The sequence below is a fragment of the Hymenobacter sp. YC55 genome, from assembly GCF_029433095.1.
In the GTDB taxonomy this organism is placed as follows: Bacteria; Bacteroidota; Bacteroidia; order Cytophagales; family Hymenobacteraceae; genus Hymenobacter.
Genome location: NZ_JARNTX010000001.1, coordinates 1,337,387 through 1,357,549, shown reverse-complemented (window position 1 = coordinate 1,357,549; position 20,163 = coordinate 1,337,387). Strand labels below are relative to the sequence as shown.

Annotated in this window: 20 protein-coding genes; 7 read left to right on the top strand and 13 right to left on the bottom strand. The window is 55.0% G+C overall.

Annotated elements, in window-relative coordinates:
* Positions 1-26: 26 nt before the first annotated feature.
* From P1X16_RS05855 to P1X16_RS05835, 5 genes are all read right to left on the bottom strand, one after another.
* A complete protein-coding gene (locus P1X16_RS05855; protein ID WP_277226923.1) occupies positions 27-800 on the bottom strand; it encodes a TatD family hydrolase in 774 nt (257 codons plus the stop codon).
* Positions 801-880: 80 nt separating this feature from the next.
* Complete coding sequence (locus P1X16_RS05850; RefSeq protein WP_277226922.1) at positions 881-1,984, bottom strand: glycosyltransferase; 1,104 nt, start codon at positions 1,982-1,984, stop codon at positions 881-883.
* A gap of 68 nt (positions 1,985-2,052) precedes the next feature.
* Positions 2,053-2,658: a polysaccharide deacetylase family protein gene (locus P1X16_RS05845; protein ID WP_277226921.1), complete on the bottom strand. Its 606-nt coding sequence runs from the start codon at positions 2,656-2,658 to the stop codon at positions 2,053-2,055.
* A gap of 95 nt (positions 2,659-2,753) precedes the next feature.
* The gene (locus P1X16_RS05840) at positions 2,754-3,908 is read right to left on the bottom strand and encodes a glycosyltransferase family 1 protein (protein WP_277226920.1); all 1,155 of its coding nucleotides are present in this window, start codon (positions 3,906-3,908) and stop codon (positions 2,754-2,756) included.
* A 76-nt stretch (positions 3,909-3,984) separates the two neighbouring features.
* Positions 3,985-5,385: a polysaccharide biosynthesis C-terminal domain-containing protein gene (locus tag P1X16_RS05835; protein ID WP_277229464.1), complete on the bottom strand. Its 1,401-nt coding sequence runs from the start codon at positions 5,383-5,385 to the stop codon at positions 3,985-3,987.
* A gap of 254 nt (positions 5,386-5,639) precedes the next feature.
* On the opposite strand from P1X16_RS05835, the gene P1X16_RS05830 reads away from it, so the two are divergent.
* The 3 genes from P1X16_RS05830 to P1X16_RS05820 all read left to right on the top strand — a co-directional run bounded on the left by P1X16_RS05830 (position 5,640) and on the right by P1X16_RS05820 (position 9,276).
* On the top strand, positions 5,640-6,713 hold the full coding sequence (locus tag P1X16_RS05830) for a hypothetical protein (protein WP_277226919.1): 1,074 nt from the start codon (positions 5,640-5,642) through the stop codon (positions 6,711-6,713).
* Positions 6,714-6,800: 87 nt separating this feature from the next.
* The gene (locus P1X16_RS05825) at positions 6,801-8,279 is read left to right on the top strand and encodes an O-antigen ligase family protein (protein ID WP_277226918.1); all 1,479 of its coding nucleotides are present in this window, start codon (positions 6,801-6,803) and stop codon (positions 8,277-8,279) included.
* 160 nt (positions 8,280-8,439) lie between these two features.
* A complete protein-coding gene (locus P1X16_RS05820; RefSeq protein ID WP_277226917.1) occupies positions 8,440-9,276 on the top strand; it encodes a class I SAM-dependent methyltransferase in 837 nt (278 codons plus the stop codon).
* 92 nt (positions 9,277-9,368) lie between these two features.
* Here P1X16_RS05820 and P1X16_RS05815 read toward each other — a convergent pair whose 3' ends face one another.
* The 6 genes from P1X16_RS05815 to P1X16_RS05790 form a co-directional block, all read right to left on the bottom strand.
* Positions 9,369-10,607 carry a PP2C family protein-serine/threonine phosphatase gene (locus P1X16_RS05815; RefSeq protein WP_277226916.1) on the bottom strand — a complete coding sequence of 413 codons (1,239 nt, stop codon included), beginning with the start codon at positions 10,605-10,607 and terminating at the stop codon, positions 9,369-9,371.
* A 126-nt stretch (positions 10,608-10,733) separates the two neighbouring features.
* Entirely contained in the window at positions 10,734-11,921 is a 1,188-nt protein-coding gene (locus P1X16_RS05810) for an ABC transporter permease (RefSeq protein WP_277226915.1), read from the bottom strand.
* Between the two features lie 2 nt (positions 11,922-11,923).
* Positions 11,924-12,181 (bottom strand): hypothetical protein, encoded by a 258-nt coding sequence (locus P1X16_RS05805; RefSeq protein ID WP_277226914.1) that lies wholly within the window; start codon positions 12,179-12,181, stop codon positions 11,924-11,926.
* Between the two features lie 131 nt (positions 12,182-12,312).
* On the bottom strand, positions 12,313-12,825 hold the full coding sequence (locus tag P1X16_RS05800) for a cytochrome c (protein WP_277226913.1): 513 nt from the start codon (positions 12,823-12,825) through the stop codon (positions 12,313-12,315).
* Between the two features lie 215 nt (positions 12,826-13,040).
* A complete protein-coding gene (locus P1X16_RS05795; protein ID WP_277226912.1) occupies positions 13,041-14,243 on the bottom strand; it encodes a glycosyltransferase in 1,203 nt (400 codons plus the stop codon).
* A complete protein-coding gene (locus P1X16_RS05790) occupies positions 14,240-15,340 on the bottom strand; it encodes a lysylphosphatidylglycerol synthase transmembrane domain-containing protein (RefSeq protein WP_277226911.1) in 1,101 nt (366 codons plus the stop codon). The genes P1X16_RS05795 and P1X16_RS05790 overlap by 4 nt, the downstream gene beginning before the upstream one ends.
* Positions 15,341-15,402: 62 nt before the next feature.
* Between P1X16_RS05790 and ruvC the strand changes: the two genes are divergently transcribed.
* A complete protein-coding gene (ruvC, locus tag P1X16_RS05785) occupies positions 15,403-16,026 on the top strand; it encodes a crossover junction endodeoxyribonuclease RuvC (RefSeq protein ID WP_277226910.1) in 624 nt (207 codons plus the stop codon).
* Positions 16,027-16,034: 8 nt separating this feature from the next.
* Here ruvC and P1X16_RS05780 read toward each other — a convergent pair whose 3' ends face one another.
* Complete coding sequence (locus P1X16_RS05780) at positions 16,035-16,700, bottom strand: DUF664 domain-containing protein (RefSeq protein ID WP_277226909.1); 666 nt, start codon at positions 16,698-16,700, stop codon at positions 16,035-16,037.
* A 187-nt stretch (positions 16,701-16,887) separates the two neighbouring features.
* Here P1X16_RS05780 and P1X16_RS05775 point away from each other — a divergent pair, with 187 nt between their 5' ends.
* The 3 genes from P1X16_RS05775 (at position 16,888) to P1X16_RS05765 (ending at position 19,244) form a co-directional block, all read left to right on the top strand.
* The gene (locus P1X16_RS05775; RefSeq protein WP_277226908.1) at positions 16,888-17,106 is read left to right on the top strand and encodes a KTSC domain-containing protein; all 219 of its coding nucleotides are present in this window, start codon (positions 16,888-16,890) and stop codon (positions 17,104-17,106) included.
* 168 nt (positions 17,107-17,274) lie between these two features.
* Positions 17,275-18,540, top strand: a complete 1,266-nt coding sequence (locus P1X16_RS05770) for a hypothetical protein (RefSeq protein ID WP_277226907.1) — start codon at positions 17,275-17,277, stop codon at positions 18,538-18,540.
* A 2-nt stretch (positions 18,541-18,542) separates the two neighbouring features.
* Positions 18,543-19,244 carry a hypothetical protein gene (locus P1X16_RS05765; RefSeq protein WP_277226906.1) on the top strand — a complete coding sequence of 234 codons (702 nt, stop codon included), beginning with the start codon at positions 18,543-18,545 and terminating at the stop codon, positions 19,242-19,244.
* Between the two features lie 123 nt (positions 19,245-19,367).
* Here P1X16_RS05765 and P1X16_RS05760 read toward each other — a convergent pair whose 3' ends face one another.
* The gene (locus P1X16_RS05760; RefSeq protein WP_277226905.1) at positions 19,368-20,162 is read right to left on the bottom strand and encodes a PhzF family phenazine biosynthesis protein; all 795 of its coding nucleotides are present in this window, start codon (positions 20,160-20,162) and stop codon (positions 19,368-19,370) included.
* Position 20,163 lies beyond the last annotated feature (1 nt).

Below are 20,163 nucleotides of genomic sequence, written 5' to 3'. Positions count from 1 at the left end.
TTTACTTAAGATTTAGAAGGCAATAATTAGGAGGCTGCGCTGAATAACTCCTTCGTGTTGCGAGTAGTAGCTTCCACTACTTCTTCCTCGTCTTTGCCTAAGATGTCGGCGACGCGGCGGGCTATTAGGGGTAGGTAGGCTGGCTCGTTGCGTTTGCCGCGGTGCGGCATGGGGGCCAGGTAGGGGCAGTCGGTTTCGAGGAGCAGATGTTCCAAGGCAATGCCGGGGAGGGTTTTGTCGAGGCCGCCATTCTTGAAGGTTGCTACGCCGCCTATACCAAGCTTGAAGCCTAGTCGGATAACTTCTTCGGCTTCTTCTTTGGTGCCTGAGAAGCAGTGAAACACACCGCGCAATGTGCCATCCTGTGCCGCTTCGACGAGGTCAGCGGTTTCGCGGAAGGCTTCGCGGGTGTGGAGCACGAGGGGCAGCTTGTGTTGCTTGGCCATGTTCATTTGAATGCGGAGGGCTTCTTGCTGCTCGGCCAGGAGGGTTTTATCCCAATACAAGTCGATGCCGCACTCCCCTACTGCCACAAATGGGCGCTTGCCTAGCCACTCCTCCACTTCGTAGAGTTGCTTTTCGAAGTGCTTTCCCACCGAACAGGGGTGCAAGCCCATCATGGGGTGGCACTGCTGCGGAAAGCGTGCTTCGGTCTCCAGCATCACGTCGATGCTGGTGTGGTCGATGTTGGGCATGTAGATGGTGTGGACGCCGGCCTCGTAGGCGCGGTTGAGCATGGCATCCCGGTCTGGCTTGAACTGCTCGGAATAGACGTGGGCGTGCGAATCGGCTAGTATCATGAGATTAGTTGGTCGTTGGGACTACTTGCGGTTTGGTGTTGAGAGTCGACTCAGCAACTCCCACGCAACAAGTAGCGCCATCAGGTGTAGCGCCGACCTTTCCAATTGAACGCAATTGGCAGAAGGCGAAAGGCGGTGAGGGTAAAGGTGAGCGTGAAAGAATAAAGTTCGAATAAGGGCATTAGCCACAAAGGGGCCCGGCGACCGGCACGTTTGAAGCTAAAGTAGGCCAACATGCCTTGTAGTAGCATTTTAACTACCAACACCCATCCGGCCACTGTTGGCCCGGCCACCCACGCCAGCAGCAACAAAGCCGGGTAGAATCCCGCGTGGTAAAGCAACCCGATGCGTAGCCACCGTGGCAAGCTTTCGGCCCCGCGCATCCAGCGGCGGCGCTGATGCAACAAGTTTGCGAGGGTACGCATGGGCAAGGAAGTAGCTAACACTTCCGGCCGGAACAAGATGCGGTAGCCGAACCCCAATCGTATGGTAGCACGAAACAACTCATAGTCTTCGGTGACCGAAAAAGGCAGGTTCTCGTAGCCGCCCGTGGCTTCATAAGCGGCCCGCGTGACAAGCATGTTGTTGCCCATAGCCGTGACGGGCCGCCCCTGATCCGACACCACTTGCACCAGCCCCAACGACATTAGCCAGTCGAGGCCCTGTAGTTTATCGAAGAGGCGCGGCCCGTCTACCAGCGTGAGGCCCGTAACGGTACCCACGCCGGGAGCTGTGTGGGCTAGTAACCCTTGTACCCATGTGCGCGGCACGGCAATGTCGGCGTCGGTGATAAAGAAAAAATCTGTGGTAGCTGCGCGGGTGAGGTGGGCCAGCACGTTGGCTTTGCCGCGGGCCAACCCTAACGTTTCTTGGATGGGCAAAATGCGGAAACTGCCCGCAAAACCGCGCATAGTTTGCGTAGCTACGGCGCTGGTGGCATCGGTGGAGGCATCATCGCCGAGCAGTACTTCGAGCAGATGCGCCGGGTAATCGAGTTGACGAATAGCAGTCAGGCAACGGGCAATAGCAGCTTCCTCGTTGCGGGCGGCAATCAGGATACTAACGCGCGGCAGCGGGACCGGCAACGGCCCCGGCTGGCTGCCCGGCCGCGCCGCAAAAAGCAGTGTGGACGTTGCCAGAATCAGAAACCAGCCAACCAAAAAGATGGAAAGGAAAAGCAACAAGTTCGAGAGTGGAATGCCCTTGACAACAAAGCTACATCAGACTCTAACACCAACCTTTCGCTATGGGTTTACAGGGTTTCAAACGAATACCCCTGTGCGGCGCAGGCATCCAGGTAGTGAGGCAGCACCGCACGCAAGTTGCGGTGCGCTTTTTGGCTGTCGTGGAAGACGACAATAGAACCAGGCCGGGTGTGGGCTAGCGCCGCACGCAGGCATATTTCGGCCGGATACGTAACGTCGTAGTCGTAGGTAAGCACGTCCCACATAATCAGACGGTAGTTGGGATGCAGCGCCGCTGCTTGGGCCCGCGTAATACGCCCATAGGGCGGGCGCAACAACGGGCGGAGCGTTTCCCCGAAGGCACTTAGCACCTGCTGGCACTGTTGCACTTCTGCCAAGTAAGCCGGCAACGGTAGTTGCCAACCACTCACGTGGTGGTGCGTGTGGTTGGCGAGCCGGTGCCCAGCGGCCAACGCTTGCCGAGCTACATCCGGATGACGCTCCAGGTTCTGGCCCACACAAAAGAACGTCGCATGCGCATCGTAACGCGCTAACTGTTCTAGCACAAAAGGGGTTTCCTCGGGAATCGGGCCGTCGTCGAAGGTAAGGTAAAGCGGTTTTTTGCCTTCCAGCACCGGACCACGCCACTCTGTATGAGGCAGTAAGCGTTGCAAGAGTTTAGGAAGCCGGTGCAAACGCATAAGTCTATACGGAATAAAGAATAGGTGGTAGAGACGCTGTTCTGGTGACTTAGAATGGATATATCAACTCACTTGCTAACACTGGGCTTATTTTTCAGGCTTCCAATTGAAAGAATAGCCTCCCACAAAGCTTCAGCGCTTTTGTCCCAGGAAAACCGCTGTATGTTCTGCAACCCTCTTGCCACTAGTTCCTGACGTAAGCCCGGCTCCTGCCAGAGGCGCGCTAACGCAGCGGCAATAGCCGTGGGACTAAATGGGTCGACTAGCAAGGCCGCCCCGCCTGCTACCTCGGGCATGGAGCTACGGTCGGAGGTAACAACAGGGGAAGCACAAGACTGTGCCTCAATGATAGGAATGCCAAAGCCCTCGAAATAAGGAACGTACACCGTAGCTAAAGCTGCCCCATAAAGTTGCACCAGTTCCTCCTCGGAAACGCGGCCGGTCAGGTGCACATCGGAGCGGTGCTGCATCTGTTGGTAGGCGTCGAACATAGGCCCGGCTTTCCAGGCCGTCCGGCCCACAACCAACAGTTTGGCTTCGGCCCCAGTTTGTTGCTTGAACTCGTCGAAAGCCTTAAGCAGGTTTACTAGGTTTTTGCGTGGATGTAAGGCTCCCACAAACAAAAAATACGGCTTACCGTCAGCAAAACGCTCCCGTGTAGTCTGTTGAACCTCGGCTGGTAACGGCCGGAAATGTGCACCGGCGGCATTGTAAACAACCTGAATATTGGCAGCCGGTACGCCATATGACTGCACTACATCTTGCTTGGTGGCGGCCGACACGGCAATCAGCTGCTCAGAAGCCCGGGCAAAGCGCGGCGCAAAATACTGGTAATACTTGTGCTCGAGCACGCTCATGTGCTCTGGAAAATGCTCGAAAGCTAAGTCGTGCATCACCGTAACACGGGGCACTCGGGTGCCCAACGTCGTGTAACCATCAGGGCTAAAGAATACGGCCGGGCGGTGCCGGTGCAGCCACCAAGCCACTGCCCCTTCAAACCAAGCCACCCACAAAAACGGGTGCCGCGCTGGTGGAAACAATACATGCGGCACCACATTCGGCCCAAACAGATAGCGCCGATCAAACGCCCTATCGAACAGGAAGTGGAACGTATGCTCGGGATGCGCTGCCACCATCCGCTTCAGCGTCTCGTACGTGAAACGTCCAATACCCTCTAAATGGTCGCCAGGAAGCAGAAAGCGGGTATTGACGGCTATATCCAAGTGATGAGGTAGTGAACTAGTGAAATGGAAAGAAGTGAAGTGTGAACTAGATCTGCTGGTGTCTCTCTTCAGCACCTCATTTTTGCAGCAGCTTACGGAGTTCAGAAATACGCACCACGCTGGTCAGAAACAGGATACCAACGAATGCCACACTAGCTACCACCGATTCTAGCAGCCAATGCAACGCCAAGCCGGTTTGTAGTCCATACCAAACCGCACAGAGCAGCCCAAACGCTAAGCCTAACCGGGTTATCCACCCCCAGGGCACGGGCACACCCGTGCGTTTTTGCACCAGCCACAGGTAGCCCACCGACACAAACACGGCGCATACCAAGGTATTGATAGCCCCGGCAACGGCGCCGAGCGTCGGCATCAGCAGTACGTTCAGCACCACATTTAGTACTGTGCTGGCAACTACCAGCCAACTCACGGCCCGCTCGTGGTTGGTGCTCGTAAGAAGAGTGCTGTAGATGGCAAAGAAGGCGTGAATCAACACACTCGCAAACAATATCTTCAAGCAAAGTACCATCCGCGCTACTTCTGAAGCGGTGCTATGGGTGAACTGCCAAAACAATACTTCTCCCCGAAACAACACAAAGGCGCAAACCAACAGCATAGGCACCGTTACTACGCGCTGCCCAAACCATAATACGTCGCGCTGCTCATCAGGCTTGTCGAAGACGTAGGCAAATTTGGCGAAAAACAGTGGCAAAATGGTCCAGAGGTACATCATAACGGTGTCGCCCCAGCGGTAGGCAGCAGCATAGTAGCTAGCCTCGCGCGCCGATACCATTCGTTCGAGCATCAGCATGTCAATCCGCTCGTTGAGGCCATAAACCAGTGTAATCAGAGCCAATGGCAAGCTAGCTTGGAGCACCGTGCGAGCATGCTCCCACCGCAGCTTCAGCTTCACTTGGCCGTAAAGGCGCCTCATTAGTCCGTAGAGCACAACAAACGTGAACCCAATAGCCACTGAGCGAGCTGCCACGTAGTTGTTGAGCGTAATACCTATAGGAATAAGCCCAAGCACGAGACCAAGCAACAGAAACTTCTCTAGCACTGACAGCAATGCATCGGTATTGAAGCGTTGATGCGCTTGCAGTACTCCTCGCAAAAACAGTGTGTACTGCGCCAGTAGCATTCCTATCTCAATTAAGGCCAGTAAGGTGAGTGTATGACCTCGGTAGCCCAGCACCCACCCCATTGCCACCACAACGCCAAGAAAAAGCACCGACAAGCCGCCCTTCAAGGGCACTAGCGTAGGAAAGTACTCGGTAAGAAACGCAGGGTTAGCGGCGACGCGCTTGGTAGTAAGTTGCGTGGTACCTAAGTCTGATACGGCGGCCATAACGCTAGCCAGCGTGAACAACGCCGTGAATGTTCCGAAGGCATGATGCCCCAATCGGTCTTGCACTAAGTTCTCAACCACCACCCATCCGGGCTTCACCAGCAGGTTGAGTAGCACAACGAGACTAATATTTCCGAAAAAGCGTTTGATAGGCGCAGATGTGAAGGAAGGGAGCGCAAAAGTAGGGTTTGAAGCGCTTGCACAAGCATAAACAAAGCATTAATACCCGCCAGATTGCAGCTTGTCATTCATGCGCTTACCTTTCCTAACTAGTCGGACCCAATTCTGACGCTACTCAATTAACACTTTTTCCAGCTAGATTTGCCTCGTTGTGGTAGGGCCAGAAGTCTGGCGCTGCTTTATAGTTGTCTTTTTTTGCTTATATGTCATCCCCCACCTATTCGCTTTTGGGCCTATGGCCTGTTATCAATCGTTGGAAATCGTTGGTGTTAGGGGCCTTACTACTCGCCCTGATAGTAAGTACAGTGGTAGCCTTGATGCTGCCTAATGTTTATAAATCAACCACGGTCTTCTACCCAACTAACCCTCAAACTACTGACCCTGACCGCATTGTAACGGAAGGCGGCAAGTTGGAATTAGGGGGTCGTACCGAAGACTTAGACCGGGTAATCACCATTGGTGAATCGCAGCCAGTAGCTGAGCGCCTCATCAAGCGCTTCAAGCTACACGAGCACTATAAGTCTGGCCCCATTGGCGATGATGGCGCCGATCAAGCAGCACTAGATGAGTTTGCCAGCAACTTGCGGATCGTGCACAACGACCGGGATGCTATTGAATTAACCTTCGAAGACAAAGACAAAGTGCTGGCGGCAAGCATTGCCAACGCCCTCGTGGAGAATATCGACTCGGTCAACCAGCAGCTAACACTTGCCAACCGGCGCAAAGTACTGGAACTATACGCGCAGCGACGTGATTTCCTGGAGCGTGAGTACAAGTCTACTTATGATAGCCTAGTAGTGGGGCGCCGTCGCTACGGCATTTACGGTTTGACAATGGAGTCGCGCTATCTGGCCAAGGAAATCATTGACACAGAAGAAGAATTGCGCCGTGCCGAAGGGGAAGGCAACAGCAGCAAGGCAGCAGGCCTGCGGCGTGCGCTGCGGGGTCTCACCAAAACAGATGGTGGCAACATTTTCAACCTAGAAAGCTATAGCGCTGGCATCGACCAGATGAACACGCTTTATGCTCGCTTCAACGATCTGCAGACCCGTCTAATTAATGCCCGTAGCGCTTACGAAACGGCGCGAGTAGGTATTAGTGGCCGAATTTCCAGCATCTATGTGGTACAAGAAGCTTATCCTGCCACCAAGAAGTCCAAGCCGGTTCGCTGGCTAATTGTTGTTTCGTCGGTGCTTATCACATTTGCTTTGTCGGTGGCCTTCATTACGCTGCTAGAGCTGTATCGGGGCAATCTGAGTATGGGTAGAACGCGGTAACTCGCTTGATATAAGAGAGAACTAGGGGCAAGCACTCCCAATTTGCTTAGCGGCTTTGCTTGTTTTTGCATCCGCGCTTTTAACACTATGAATTTTCTCGCCTCGTTACGTCCTCAAAACTCCGACCAACGCCTGTTTATGGCGTTTGTGGTGGTAGTACTTGTGGCCGGAGTGGCTACGCTTGCTTCTGATTCCATTGCGTGGTTGGCCCTGCCAGTGGTAGTGCTAGGCGTTGCAGTTTTGCTTATCGACTGGCGCTGGGTTTATTATCTGTTGCTTGGCACACTGGCTTTTTCGCGCGAAGTACAACTGCCCGCGGGCTTGAGCATGGATGTGCCGTCGGAGCCACTAATGCTTGTCTTGTTGGCTTGCTTTACTGTCAATGTGCTGCTAGGGCGCAGTGAAGTGCCCGGCCGGCTTTGGCGCCATCCGCTGGTGCTGCTTATCGGCGCTGCCTTGCTGTGGTCGGTTGCCTCAACAGTTTCTTCCGTGGACATGCTGAAGTCCATCAAATACCTGCTAGCCAAAACGTGGTACATTGTGCCCTTTGTGTTTGTGACCATGGCCCTGGTACGCACGCCGCGTGATGTATGGCGTTTGGTTGCCTTTTATGGCGTCGGAGTCAGTATAACAGTGGCCTATACCATGGTGCGCCACGCGGGTATGGGTTTTGGCTTCGATACCATCAACGTGGCTATCCAGCCCTTCTACCGCAACCACGTAATTTATGCGGCGGCGGCGGCCCTGCTAGCGCCTTACGCCTACTACGCTGCCCGCTCCGCAGCCACCAAAAACAGCCGTCGGTTGTGGTACCTAGCCCTGTTTCTGGCTGTGGCAGGCGTGTCGCTTTCCTACACCCGCGCCTCGGTACTGTCGCTTATTGTGGCGGTGCTCTATTATTGGGTGATCCGCCTGCGCCTTACCAAGATAACCTTGATAGGTGCTACTGTGGCAACCATACTCGGTGTGAACTACTTCATTACCGGTAACAATTACATGGAGTATGCGCCCGACTACGAGAAGACTATCTTCTATGGCAACAACTTTCAGAAACACCTCGAAGCTACCTACAACTTAGAGGACGTTTCGGGTATGGAGCGGGTGTACCGCTGGGTGGCGGCAGCTCACATGATTACCGAGAAACCTATCATAGGCAGTGGCCCATCTACCTTCTACCCCGAATACAAACGCTACACAGTCAGGAGCTTCCAGACTTATGTGAGCGACAACCCCGAGAAATCAACCACGCACAATTACTTTTTGCTGCAGCTGGCCGAGCAGGGCATTCCTGGCTTTGTATTGTTCACGGCCTTGATATTTGCTACTCTCGTGCTTATCGAGCGGCTCTATCATCGTGCCCGCAGTACGCAGCAGCAGAACCTAGTTATGGCAGCAGGCCTTTCGTTTGTGGTTATCGTTTTCCACTTGTTACTCAATGAGTTGCTAGAAGTCGATAAGATTGGTTCCTTCTACTACATTTCCCTGGCCGTGCTTATGCGCATACAGTTCTGGCAGGAAGATGAGGCAGATGAAGCCGCTCAACTACCTGCTGCCGAGCAGCAGTAGCCATAGAACCCGCCGCGTAGGTATAGCTACTACCTACAAGTTTGTCTTGATTTGGCTGCCTAGAACTTAGGGCGCAGCTTACTTGAGTTTCGGTTTAGACTGTACCTTCGCCGAACGAAGTTGCTTTACCCCTTATTACCATTCTCCTTTTACGCCTACCATGACGGTTAATGAATTCTTTGATTTGTTGCTAGAAGAGTTAAAAAGCAATCAGCAACTAACCAGCTACTATAAGTTTTTAGAAAGTCCGGCGAGCTTCGAGTTTCGCAAATCGTACGTTATACAGCGCTTACACTACATCCAAGACCATCTTCCTAATCGGGACGCCGCTATTCTGGACTGCGGCTGCGGCTACGGCACCACGGCTATATTCTTGGCCCTAAATGGCTATAAGGTACACGGCACCACGCTGGAGTTCTACTTCAAGCATATTCCGGAGCGCCTCCGCTACTGGTCGCAGTTTGGCGATGTTTCAGGCTTCACGTACAGCTACGAAAACCTCTTTGACTCGCCCCCGGCTCCGGCTTCCTACGATCATATTATCATTCAGGACACGCTGCATCACCTCGAGCCGTTGCAAGACGCGTTGCGCATCTTTCATCAAGCACTGCGTCCGGCTGGCAACCTGATTATTGTGGAAGAAAACGGCGGCAACGTCGTGCAGAACCTGAAGCTCTACCTACGCCGCGGCAACAAGCGTATTATTACCATTTATGACGAGCAGCTCCAGAAAAATATCCTGCTCGGCAACGAAAACATCCGCAATCTGGCCACTTGGCGCCGCGAGCTAGCCAAGCAGGGCCTGTACATCTACCCGGCCGACGTGCAGTACATCCGGCTGTTTCCGCCGTTTATGTTCAAGAATGGCAATTCAAAGGAGTTGATGGCTCGGGAAGGGAAGTTGTGGCGTACCAACTCACTGCTGAAAGAAAACTTGTTTTTCGGGCTCAACTTTGTGGTTGGGAAAACGCCTACGCCAGTCACGAATCCGGCTTAGTTGGTAATTTAACTTAAGCTTACAGGTGACCAGCCTAAACAGAAGAAGCCCCCTCGTGCGAGGGGGCTTCTTCTGTTTAGGCTGGCCCCTGTTTACTTGAACCGGCAGCTCAGAATGGTAATGTCATCGGCAAAATGACTGTCGTTTACGTTGAAAGCTTGTATTTCTCTTAGCAGCTCCTCGTGCAAACGAGGCAGCGGCAAAAAGCGGTTCTGCCGCAGCACACGCAATACGCCTTCCTCACCAAACTCGTCGTTTTCGGCGTTGAATACTTCCGTCAGCCCATCGGTGTAGGACAGTAACAGCGTACGGGGGGGCACTTCCACCTCTCCTACCTTCAGCATGGGCAGTTCATCCATAACGCCGAGCATAATGGTGCCTTCTTTGAGCAGAATCACGGTATCCTGGTCGGATAACAACAACGGGTCGTTGTGGCCGGCATTCACGTATTGTAGGCGGCGTGTGGTTCGGTCGTAAAGGCCGAAAAAGACGGTAATGAACTTGTCGCCACCGGCGTTGCGGAAAATTAGGTTGTTGAGTTCGTTGGCTACCGTTGCTAGGTCGGCTTGTTGGCGGAGCAACGTGCGCAAGCCCGCCTGGAAATTCGACATCAACAACGAAGCCGCTACGCCCTTGCCCGACACGTCGGCAATGCAAAACAGAAACCGGTTTTCGTCGAGCGTCACGACATCGTAGTAGTCGCCTCCGACGGCGGTGTGGGGCACATAGGAGGCCGCCACAGCCACATGGGAGTCGTTGGGTAGCACGCGCGGGAACAGCATGGTCTGCACTTCCTGCGCAATTTCGATTTCCTTGCGCATGGCGGCCGCCGCTATACGCTGCCGACCAAGTCGCCGATTTTCAATGGCCCCAAGCAGGATATTACTTAGCGTTTCTAGGAACTTGGTGGCCTCACCACTGGCATAGTCCTCGTGCATGTTGCCAATGAACACGTAGGCTACTACCTCCTCGTTGCGCACCACCGGAATAACGGTTTCCAGCAGCCGCCAATTTGCATCGAGTGGTAAACTGGCGACGGGCGCGGGCGCAGTGGTGCAATTCTGAATTATCACATCGGGCAGCGGAATCCGGCAGTAGTCGGGCAATTGCGCCCCAAACGACACCACGCAGTGCCACACTCCTTCGTCTTTCACATAGAGTACCAGCCGCCGAATATTGAGCTGACCCAATAGCGTGAACTGAAATATCTTGTAAAGGGCAGGTTCGCCAAGATCCTGGTTGATGGCCTGCGTGATTTCCAGCAGCGCCCCCAACTCCCGGTCTTTTAGAAAGAGCCGTTTTTCAGCGGTTATAGGAATAGCGTTAGGCATGATTTCGATTGTTGAATTGCTGATTGGTGCTAGTTACTAGGTAGTTGGTGCTTGCTGAATAGTCTGCTGTACATAACGAGCAGCCGACTATCCAACCATCACCACTTACCTAGCAACAATTCACAATCAACTCAATGGTGTTTTGGGGTCATACGCGTCGCGGAGGCCGTTGCCGAGAAGGTTGAAGCTCAAGACCAGCAAGCTAATGGCTAGTCCTGGCAGCAGCGTGAGCCACAAACCGGCTTCGGTGCCTAGCAACTGGAATCCTTCATTTACCATGAGCCCCCATGATGGAGCCGGTGGCTGCACGCCCAACCCTAAAAAGCTCAGCCCCGCTTCCAACAGTATGGCCGCTGCAAAATTACTAGTTGCAATGACAATAAGCGGCCCCGTCATGTTGGGCAGCAAATGCCGGGCAATCAGGCGGCTCTGTGGTAAGCCCAACACCCGACCCGCTTCCACGAAGGTTTTCTCACGCAAACTCAGCATCTGGCCCCGCACCACGCGGGCGACATCCACCCACATGGTTAGGCCGACAGCAACAAAAGAAGTCCAGACGCCTTTCGAGTCGAGGGCCAGCGAAATAGCAATGACGAGCATGATGCCCGGAATGCTCCACACCACCGTCATCAGCCCTAGCAGCAAACTATCGACCCAGCCGCCAACGTAGCCTGCCACCGCTCCGATAGCCATACCGAGTACCAGCGAAATCAGGACGGCCACCAGCCCGATACCGAGTGAGATGCGCGTGCCCAGCAGCAAACGGCTCAGCTCGTCGCGCCCCGCTTTGTCGGTACCTAGCCAATAGGTACGCCGGACGAGCTGCTCTTGCTCTACGGCTTGGCGCAACTCAGCGGGAGTGCCCTGCCGGCCGACCAGTTGCGTTAGCGCGTAGCGCCGGGGCTGGTCGGCTAGGGCCGAATGGTTGCGGTAAGGCTGCGTGAAAAGCGAATCGCCTTCGAAACGGTAGCTCTCGATGGGAACTTCCTGGTAACGCGGCGTGCGGCCCCGGAGCCAAGTGGCAAATAAGTTATCGGCAGTTGGCGCGGCAGCGGCTCCGGCAACTGGCAAGCGCAGAATGGTAGCGTGTAAGCCCGGTGGCTCTTTCTGGAGCTGCACGAGGCTGTTGTTGGCATTCGGGGAGTTGTCGGGTAGGACCCAATAGCCTAGCAACGCTACCAACGTGCAGAGCAGGATGAAGCCCAGCCCAGCCATAGCCGGCCGGTTTTGGAGCAGGCGTTGGCGGACGTAGTAGCTTGGCGGCCGGGCAACGGCCGCGGCGCTCGGCTGCCCGAAAATTGCGGCCCCAGCCACGACTAACGAGTGTTGTGCTTAAGCAAGCCTTCCTTGGAAGCCAGATAGTAGCAGTCCTGGCTGATGGCGCCAAACGAGCTTTCCTCGTACGCCAGTTCGGTATCCGGGTCGGGCCAAAAACTCCGGGCAAGCCCTTGCTCCAACAGGCCTCGCAATCCTTCTTTTAAGCGAGGAGCAGGCAAACCCGTTTTCTGAAGCAGGTCGCGGAAGGAAGTAACGAAATACAGCTCGTCGAGAATGTCGAATTCAGAGTCAGTCACAGGCAAATATGAACGGAAGTAGAGACAAAGGTAGCGTGACCAAGTTGAATTCAGAACCCAACCGTGGACTGAGTAACCTGATTACGCTTACTCTAACATACACTTATCTATTGTAACTGTGCAGGTCCAACTTAGTTGAGTGCCACTGCCGACCCGGAAACACCAGCGGCGTTGCCCTGCACTTTGAGGTAGGTAAGAATAGCTGTGATTTCCTGATCTGACAGCTGGAAGCTAGGCATTTGCTGCTTCTGGTATTGATCGAAGAGCTTTACCGCATACTCGTCGCCGCTGGCAACTACTTTGCTGGAGTTTTTAATCCATGGAATCAGCCACGAGACAGGGCGCCGCTCGTGCAAACCAGCCAATGCTGGGCCCACTACCACATTATTCACGGCATGGCACTGGGCACAATTGCTTTTAAACAGCGTTTCGCCGGCTGCGGCGGCCTGAAGCTCTTCCGGTGAGGCCAGGTGGGCCACAGCATTCGAGTCGGGAGCGAGAGGAGCATTGGCTACGGTATCGGCAGTTGCCTTGGGAGCAGTAGCCTGGGCCGCATCAGCAAAAGGAGTAATAAGACCGGTGGCAGCGAAAAATACGCTGCCCGTTAAGAACACCAACAGCACAACCAACAGGGGAAACATCATTTTTAAGCTGAAATGAGACATAGTGCAGCGGTTAAAATGAAACTGTTCGATTACGCTGAAAAGTAGCCCGCAAATGATGGTTACCCAACCATTTGCTTGAGTTTATTTCAACACTGTTAATCTAAACAGTTATGCTGCAGAGCTGCTCCGGCGGGGCGGCCTCCCCTACCCTCTTTGCCAAGTCTAAAACCTCTTCACATTAAGGTGTTAGCCAGCTACTTACTGCCTTTCACTTGCCGGCCCTTCCACTCGTAGCCGCCACGCAAACCAGCCACCCCGACCAGCAACGCATAGGGCGCATAGGCCAGTTGTAGCACGGGCACCCACAGCAGCCAGCGCAGGCGGTCGAAAAACCGCAGTACGGGCGTCAAGAACAACATGTCGGCTCCTAGTTTCACTACCCAAGCGGCGGCAGTCCAAATTCCCAAACCTGGTTGCCATGGTAGCGCCAGAACGCCGGCCGCCAGGGCCACATTAGCCGCCAGCACTAGCACAGCCAACCTGCGCGGGGCCGCCGTGCGGTAATGCTGCCACTTGCTGGCCCAACGCACCCGCTGCCGCAGTAGCTGCCGCACAGTAGATTGAGCCGCAGTGCTGACTGTGGCCTGTTCGTGCTTTAGAAATCGAATACCTGCGGGGTAAGCGGCGTGCAGCTTGTGGAGCAGAAACTCGTCGTCGCCGCTGGCTACGTGGGTGTTACCGCTGAAACCATTTACCGCCTCGAAGCTGGCACGCCGGTAGCTTAGGTTGGCGCCGTTGCACATGGTTGGGGCGCCTAACAAAATACCAGCAGCCCCACTTGCTACCAAGCCTGCTAACTCTAGGCCCTGTAATTCAGCGAATAGCCCCCAGCCAGTAAGCAGCACCGGGCCACTTACAAAGCAGGCATCAGCATCGTGCGCGGCGCAGTGAGCAAGCAGCCAGTCCGGCGATACCCGGCAGTCGGCATCGGTGCAAACCACCCAGGGTGCGCGGGCGGCGGCTATGGCCTCTTGCAAAGCAGCTTTCTTGCCCGTGCGAGTGGGGCCAGGCAGATCCTGTAGCCGCAACAGTCGCAGTGCAAACGCACTATGGTGTGCTGCTTCATGGACTATAGCTGCCGTGTTGTCGGTAGAGTGGTCATCGACCACAATGACTTCGAATTTGAATGCTGCCAGACGCTGCCGCTGCAAATCAGCTAACAGTAAGGGAAGATTATTGGCTTCGTTGCGAGCAGCAACCAAAACAGACAGTTGAACAGGCTCTTCCGGCTGCAAGTCAGCGTGATTTGTTTGATGCTCAGCCGGAACGGTGGCAAACGGTACTGCCGTAGCTTGGTATAAGTGTGGAGCGGAAATCCAGGCGCGGCGGAATTGCAGCATCCGAACGGCGTAGGTGGCCGGAGCAAGCAGCAGCAACAAGCCCAGCAGCGTGTTCATAAATTAGCAGCGGGCGTTTCAACTGGTGCCTGGTGCTTAGCAAGTGCCGTCTTTTTCTTACGGAAAAGCTTGAGCCGCAACACAAACACCAGCCCAGTTGCGCTTGGCAACGCAATATTGAGCACCCACAAGCTCAGGCTGGCACTAAGCACCGGCAGAACAGGCTCGCCGAGCAGCCCAAACAGATGTGTAGCCGAAAGTTCACGCACGCCCACGTCGGCCAGGGCATTGAGAGACGGCACCAACGACTTAAGCAGAAATGTGCCCGCTATGGCCGCCGCGCCCGGCCCAAGCGGCGCGTGCGCTCCGTAGGCCTGCAGCAACAAGCCAAACTGCAAGCAGAACACGCCGTACCGCAGCCCCGACAGCGCCAGCACCGTATGAATAGCCCGCGTCGGATAGGTGGGCATAACCGCCAGAAACCGGCGAAACCGGCGCAGCGGCGGCACAGCCATGAGCACGGCCAGCAACATGCGCGAACGGTAAAGCGGCAGCAGCACCGCAGCATTTACGAGCACGGCCGCTACTACCACACCTAAACCTGTAGCCGGATAATCTTGCAAATAAAACGTGAGCAAAAAATACACTAACCCCGTTGTGCCGGCCAGTACCGTGACTACCAACTGCCCGAAACGCCCTAGAAACACGGCGCCTAGCGCGTCGAGCCGCCGGCTTTTCAGTTCTATAATGCGCCCTGCGTAGTCGCCTACTCGGTTGGGCGTTACGAAACCTAGCGTAAGACCTACCAATACTGCCCGAAAGCTGCGTTGAAACGAAACCGGTTCCAGATGCCGGGCCAGCCGCCACCACTTCCACGCTTCCACGCCCCAGTTGACGGGCACTAGTGCCAGGGCCAACAATACCGGGGTGCGGCCTTGGCCGGTGAGCGTGGAAGCTAGCAGGCCACGCCAAGCAGCCGCCGTAGCCGCATCGGCAACTACCGAGTGCCAGAGCAAACCGAGCGTCAGTGCTGTTACGAGCAACTTGCCGGCCACTGCCAGCCAGCCCCAATGCGTGGTGCGTTCCGGCTTTTGGGCGTAGTTTTGTAGTTTACTGGTAATCAAGAAAGCGGCGAGGACTGCGGTTGACTTCGGCAAGTTACCGACGGAAACGCAACAGCAGCTTTATTACTTGTTACTTAGTACTCTATCCTGGAAAAATGATTCTGCCCATAGCTTCAACCGATTTATTACCCAAAGTCATCATGGGCGTCGACCCCGGCACCAACATCATGGGCTATGCTTTGATTGAGGTGCAGGGTCAGCGCGTACGCGTGCTGCGCTACGACGTGATTGATATGCAGAAGCTGGGCACAAACCACGCGCTGAAGCTGAAGCGAATATTCGAGCGGATGCTGGAGCTTATCGACGAGTTTCTGCCCGATGAACTGGCAATTGAAGCGCCCTTCTACGGCGTAAACGTGCAGAGTATGCTCAAGCTGGGTCGGGCACAGGGCGTAGCCATTGCCGCCTGCCTCTCCCGCCAGATTCCGTACGTGGAATATGCCCCTACCAAAGTTAAGCAGTCGGTTACGGGCACCGGCAATGCTACCAAGGAGCACGTGGCCCACATGCTGCGCCAGACGCTCACGCTGCCGCCGGTAGCCGAAGCGTCGAAGTTTCTCGATGCTACTGATGCACTGGCTGTGGCTCTCTGCCACCACTATCAGAAAGGCAACAACCAAAAAGCTGGTGGCAAAAGCTGGGGCAAGTTCCTGGCCGACAACCCCGACAAAGTAGCCGCACCCGTGGCCGGCAAGAAAAAGAAGCCCGTTGCGAAATAATGGTGGCTCTAGTCATTGCCTGCCTTCGCGCCGGGTAGTCGGCTTTTGATCCACTTGATTTGGCCATTGTGGTTGGATTCGTGCTCACACACGTGAAACCATTTGCAATAGGTGTTGGTGGGACCCCAGGGCCATTCTTCGTCCACAGCCATCAGCCATTTATCGTCTCGGTTCTTTAATTCCCGGAGCGTATTCTCGCGCACTTCTTTCAGAGTGCTTAGGTAGTAGTCGAGGTTGTTGCCTTTGATTGATTTCCGAGCTTTTTCTCCTAGTCCCATCGGGATATCCCACTGTTTCTTGGTCGCGTCGTCCCAGGTACCCCATTTCTTCTTTTCAAAGGAGTGCAGCTGATAGTAGCGCTCCGTTGCGGCCAGGTGCAGGAGCATAGACCCTATGGTGTTGGACTTCGGATCATGCAAGTAGTCGAGTTGCGCTACGGTCATGTCGCGCACCGAACTTAGCACCACCATGCGCATCCAGTCCAGCATGGAAACCAACGTCCCGATTTGCGGCGAATAGGCTTCTTTGGGGCCAATGATGTTGATGCCTTCTTCTGCTTTATTGGCACAGGAGCCAAGCTCTGGAAGCAAGGAAAAGCCAGCAAACCCCGCCGAAACGGTGGTAGCTGTTTTGATGAACTGTCTGCGGTTGGAACAATTACCGGCGTTTTTCATGGAAGAGTGCGTGTTAAAATCTACTCCCGAAAATCGTTTTATAGCTCAACTTCCTGATTGTAAAGACTATTAGAAATATAGCAATTAGGCCCTGCTTGCGGTAGTTGTGCGTGTGTTTTCTAACGCCGTAACTTACTCTCCGTCTCGTTTAACCACTACCGCCTACTTCCATCTTATACCATTCCTTATGCAACGCCGCCCTATCCGTTCTACTTCCCTCAAAGCAGTTGGCTACGACGCCGCTACTCTTACGCTGGAAATCGAGTACCGCAACGGCAGCCTTGTGCGCTATATTGGGGTACCGGAAACCATGTACCAAGCGCTGCTAGCCGTGGCGGGCAAGGCTCTGTTTGTGGAGCAGGTGGTGGAACGCGGCGGCTACGAGCGGGAGCAAGTGCGGGGGTAGCCTGTGCTAGTCGTTCGGAAGCGGAAAAGGATAGGCTTTATCTTTTATAGAAGATATTTTCTATTGGCTTGCAACTTTCAGTTTGGGTGTAGGCTCTGAAGAGTATAAAGGTCGCCTTGTCAGCGGCGTATGTGCTTTTCCTTCCTCACCCTTTCCCGCAGTTGCTATATGACTAGAATATCTACTTATCTGTTTGGCTGGATCATGCTGCTGATACTGGCAGCCTGTTCTTCCACTGAGGAACCCCAGCCCGTCACGGGCTACTACGACGGATATTGCCCCCAGCTGATGGAGCGCGCAGTGCTGGAAAAGTCGGTGGAAGCCTTGTCGGCGCGGCCCATGCATAATACCGGCAAAATCTACGTGCGCGGCCATTATCTGTTTATCAACGAGAAGTACGAAGGCATTCACGTAGTCGACAACCAAAACCCGGCAGCACCCCGCATCATCAGTTTTCTGCGCATTCCTGGCAATATCGACATGGCCGTGAAAGGCAACCTGCTCTACGCCGACAACGGGCCTGACTTGGTGACCATTGATATAACCAACCCCGCCGCCGTACAAGTAAAAGGCCGCGTGCGTGATGCCTTCCGCGAGTTGCCGCCGCCCGAAATGTGGATGGTAGCACCAGAGTGTGGGCCCGAAAGCCGTCCGGCCAACACCGTTGTGGTTGGTTGGCAGAAAACCAAAATACCGTATACCTACAACCCTTCTTGGCGGAACAACGGACCCCTCTTTTTCTCTAGTGCTGGTACCAGCGCAGCTGCTTCGGCTCCGAGCGCAGCAGGCAAAGGCGGCTCGTTGGCACGCTTCGCTATCCTGGGGCAAAGCCTTTACACCGTAGACGAGCAAAGCCTGCGCCTGTTCGATCTTGCCAACCCTGCCGCACCCACACCGGGCCAGAAGATACCGCTGCAATTCGGCGTGGAAACCATATATCCCAAAGACCACTACTTATTCCTGGGCACTCAGCGCGGCATGTACATTTTCGATGCGGCTACGCCCCAATCGCCCCGGCAGGTGGCCTACTACCAGCACGTAGTGAGCTGCGACCCGGTGGTAGTGGACGACCGGTACGCCTACGTAACATTGCGCAACGGCCGCAGCTGCGGTGGTGGCCCCAACCAGCTGCAAGTCATCGACCTGACTACGCTCAGCCAACCGCGCCTAGCCCGCACCTACTCTATGACAGGCCCGCAGGGGCTCGGCGTTGATGGCACGCAATTGTTTGTCTGCGACCTCGACGGCTTGAAAGTATTCGATACCAGCCAAGCCCCGTTGCTCACGCAAACCCAATCGTTCCCTATTAAGGTAGTTGACGTGATTCCCGATGCGGGCACGCTCATGGCTATTGGCGCCGACGGCCTCTACCAGTACAGCTACACGGGCGCTGCGCTCAAGCAACTAAGCTTGTTACCCATCAAGCCGCTTTAAGTATGTGTACAACTCGTTTGCTGGAGCGTAGCGGGTGGCTGCTCTCCCTGCTCGTGCTGCCCATGTTCGTGCGCGCGCAGGGACAAGATGTGTCCCCTAATCGGACATTACTTGTGAAGCTGATTCCTCAGTACGTAGTAGTGAGTGGTTATTGGCTGGAGGTAGAAAAAAGCTGGAATCAGCACCCGCGTCAGAGCTTCACCCTCACCCCCCAAGTATATGCTGGTCGCCTTGGTCAGCCCAATGCTCCTACTGCTCCTGCCATAACCGACCCCAAGGAAACCGTGCGTGGTGCCGGCGTACAACTACAACACCGACTCTACCTAAGCGCCACGCAGGCTAATTATCCGGCTGGCCTTTACGTCAGCTATGGGCCTAATTACCAACATTTTGCTGTATCGGGCCGAGAGATAGGCTGGATAGAAGTGCATGGACCCACCGGCCTCCCGCAGTATGAGTACAGCAACGGGCCTCTCTCCGAGAAAATCAACCGCTACGGCGCTACCGCCCAAGTGGGCTACCAAGCACCTTTGCACCCTGGTCGCTTTTTTCTAGACGTATACGCTGGCGCAGGTTGGCGTACAAGCACGAGTCGCCGCGAATCAGAGAAAGTTGAGAGTCGGTATCGCACCGGTACTTCCGATTATGGCCATGAAGGGTTCTATTTTCCAGCTGGCTTCAAGGTCGGAGTAGCGCTACGCTAAGTCGAGTTTGAAAGCGCGCCCCCATCTACAAAAAGTAGACGGGGGCGCGTTTTGCTTTATAGTCAGCTTACAAATACCAATCAAGAAGTAGGGCTACTTCCTGAACAGGTGCTAAATGCGGCCTTATGCCACCTCAATTTCGCCACGCAGATACGTCACGGCATAGCCGCTGATGCGTACCCGGTCGCCGCGCAACTCGCACCACAAGTCTCCGCCACGGGGCGATACCTGACGGGCCTTGAGGGTGGTTTTCCCCAGCTTTTCAGCCCAATAAGGAATGAGCGTGGTGTGCGCTGAGCCGGTAACCGGGTCCTCGGGCACTCCCACCCGCGGCCCAAAAAACCGCGACACGAAATCAACGCCATCGGTACCTGGAGCGGTAACGATAACTGCACGATACTCCACGCGGGCCAGTTGGGCGAAATCGGGGCGGATGGCGCGTACCTCCGCTTCACTGGCGAAAAGGGCTACCAAGTCGGGACCGGCTAACACGTGCAAGGGAGTAGCACCGAGGCCATCCAGCAACCCATCGGGGTGACTAGCCAGCGGCTGAGGCGGACGGCTAGGAAAGTCCAGCGTCAAGCGGCCATCGGCTTCGCGCAGAACGAGCAAGGGGCCACTACGAGAATGAAAGGTGATTTCAGTGCCTTCAAACCCTATGTACTGATACAGCACATGTGCCGAAGCCAAGGTGGCATGGCCGCACAGTTCCACTTCTACAGCGGGTGTAAACCAGCGTATTTCATACTCGCTGCCGCTCTTGGGCACGAAGAAGGCCGTTTCAGCCAGGTTGTTTTCGGCCGCTATGGCCTGCATGGTTTCAGTGGGCAGCCAGCTTTCCAGCGGGCACACGGCCGCAGGATTACCAGCAAAAGGCCGATCGGAAAAAGCGTCGATTTGGTAGATAGGCAGGTTCATA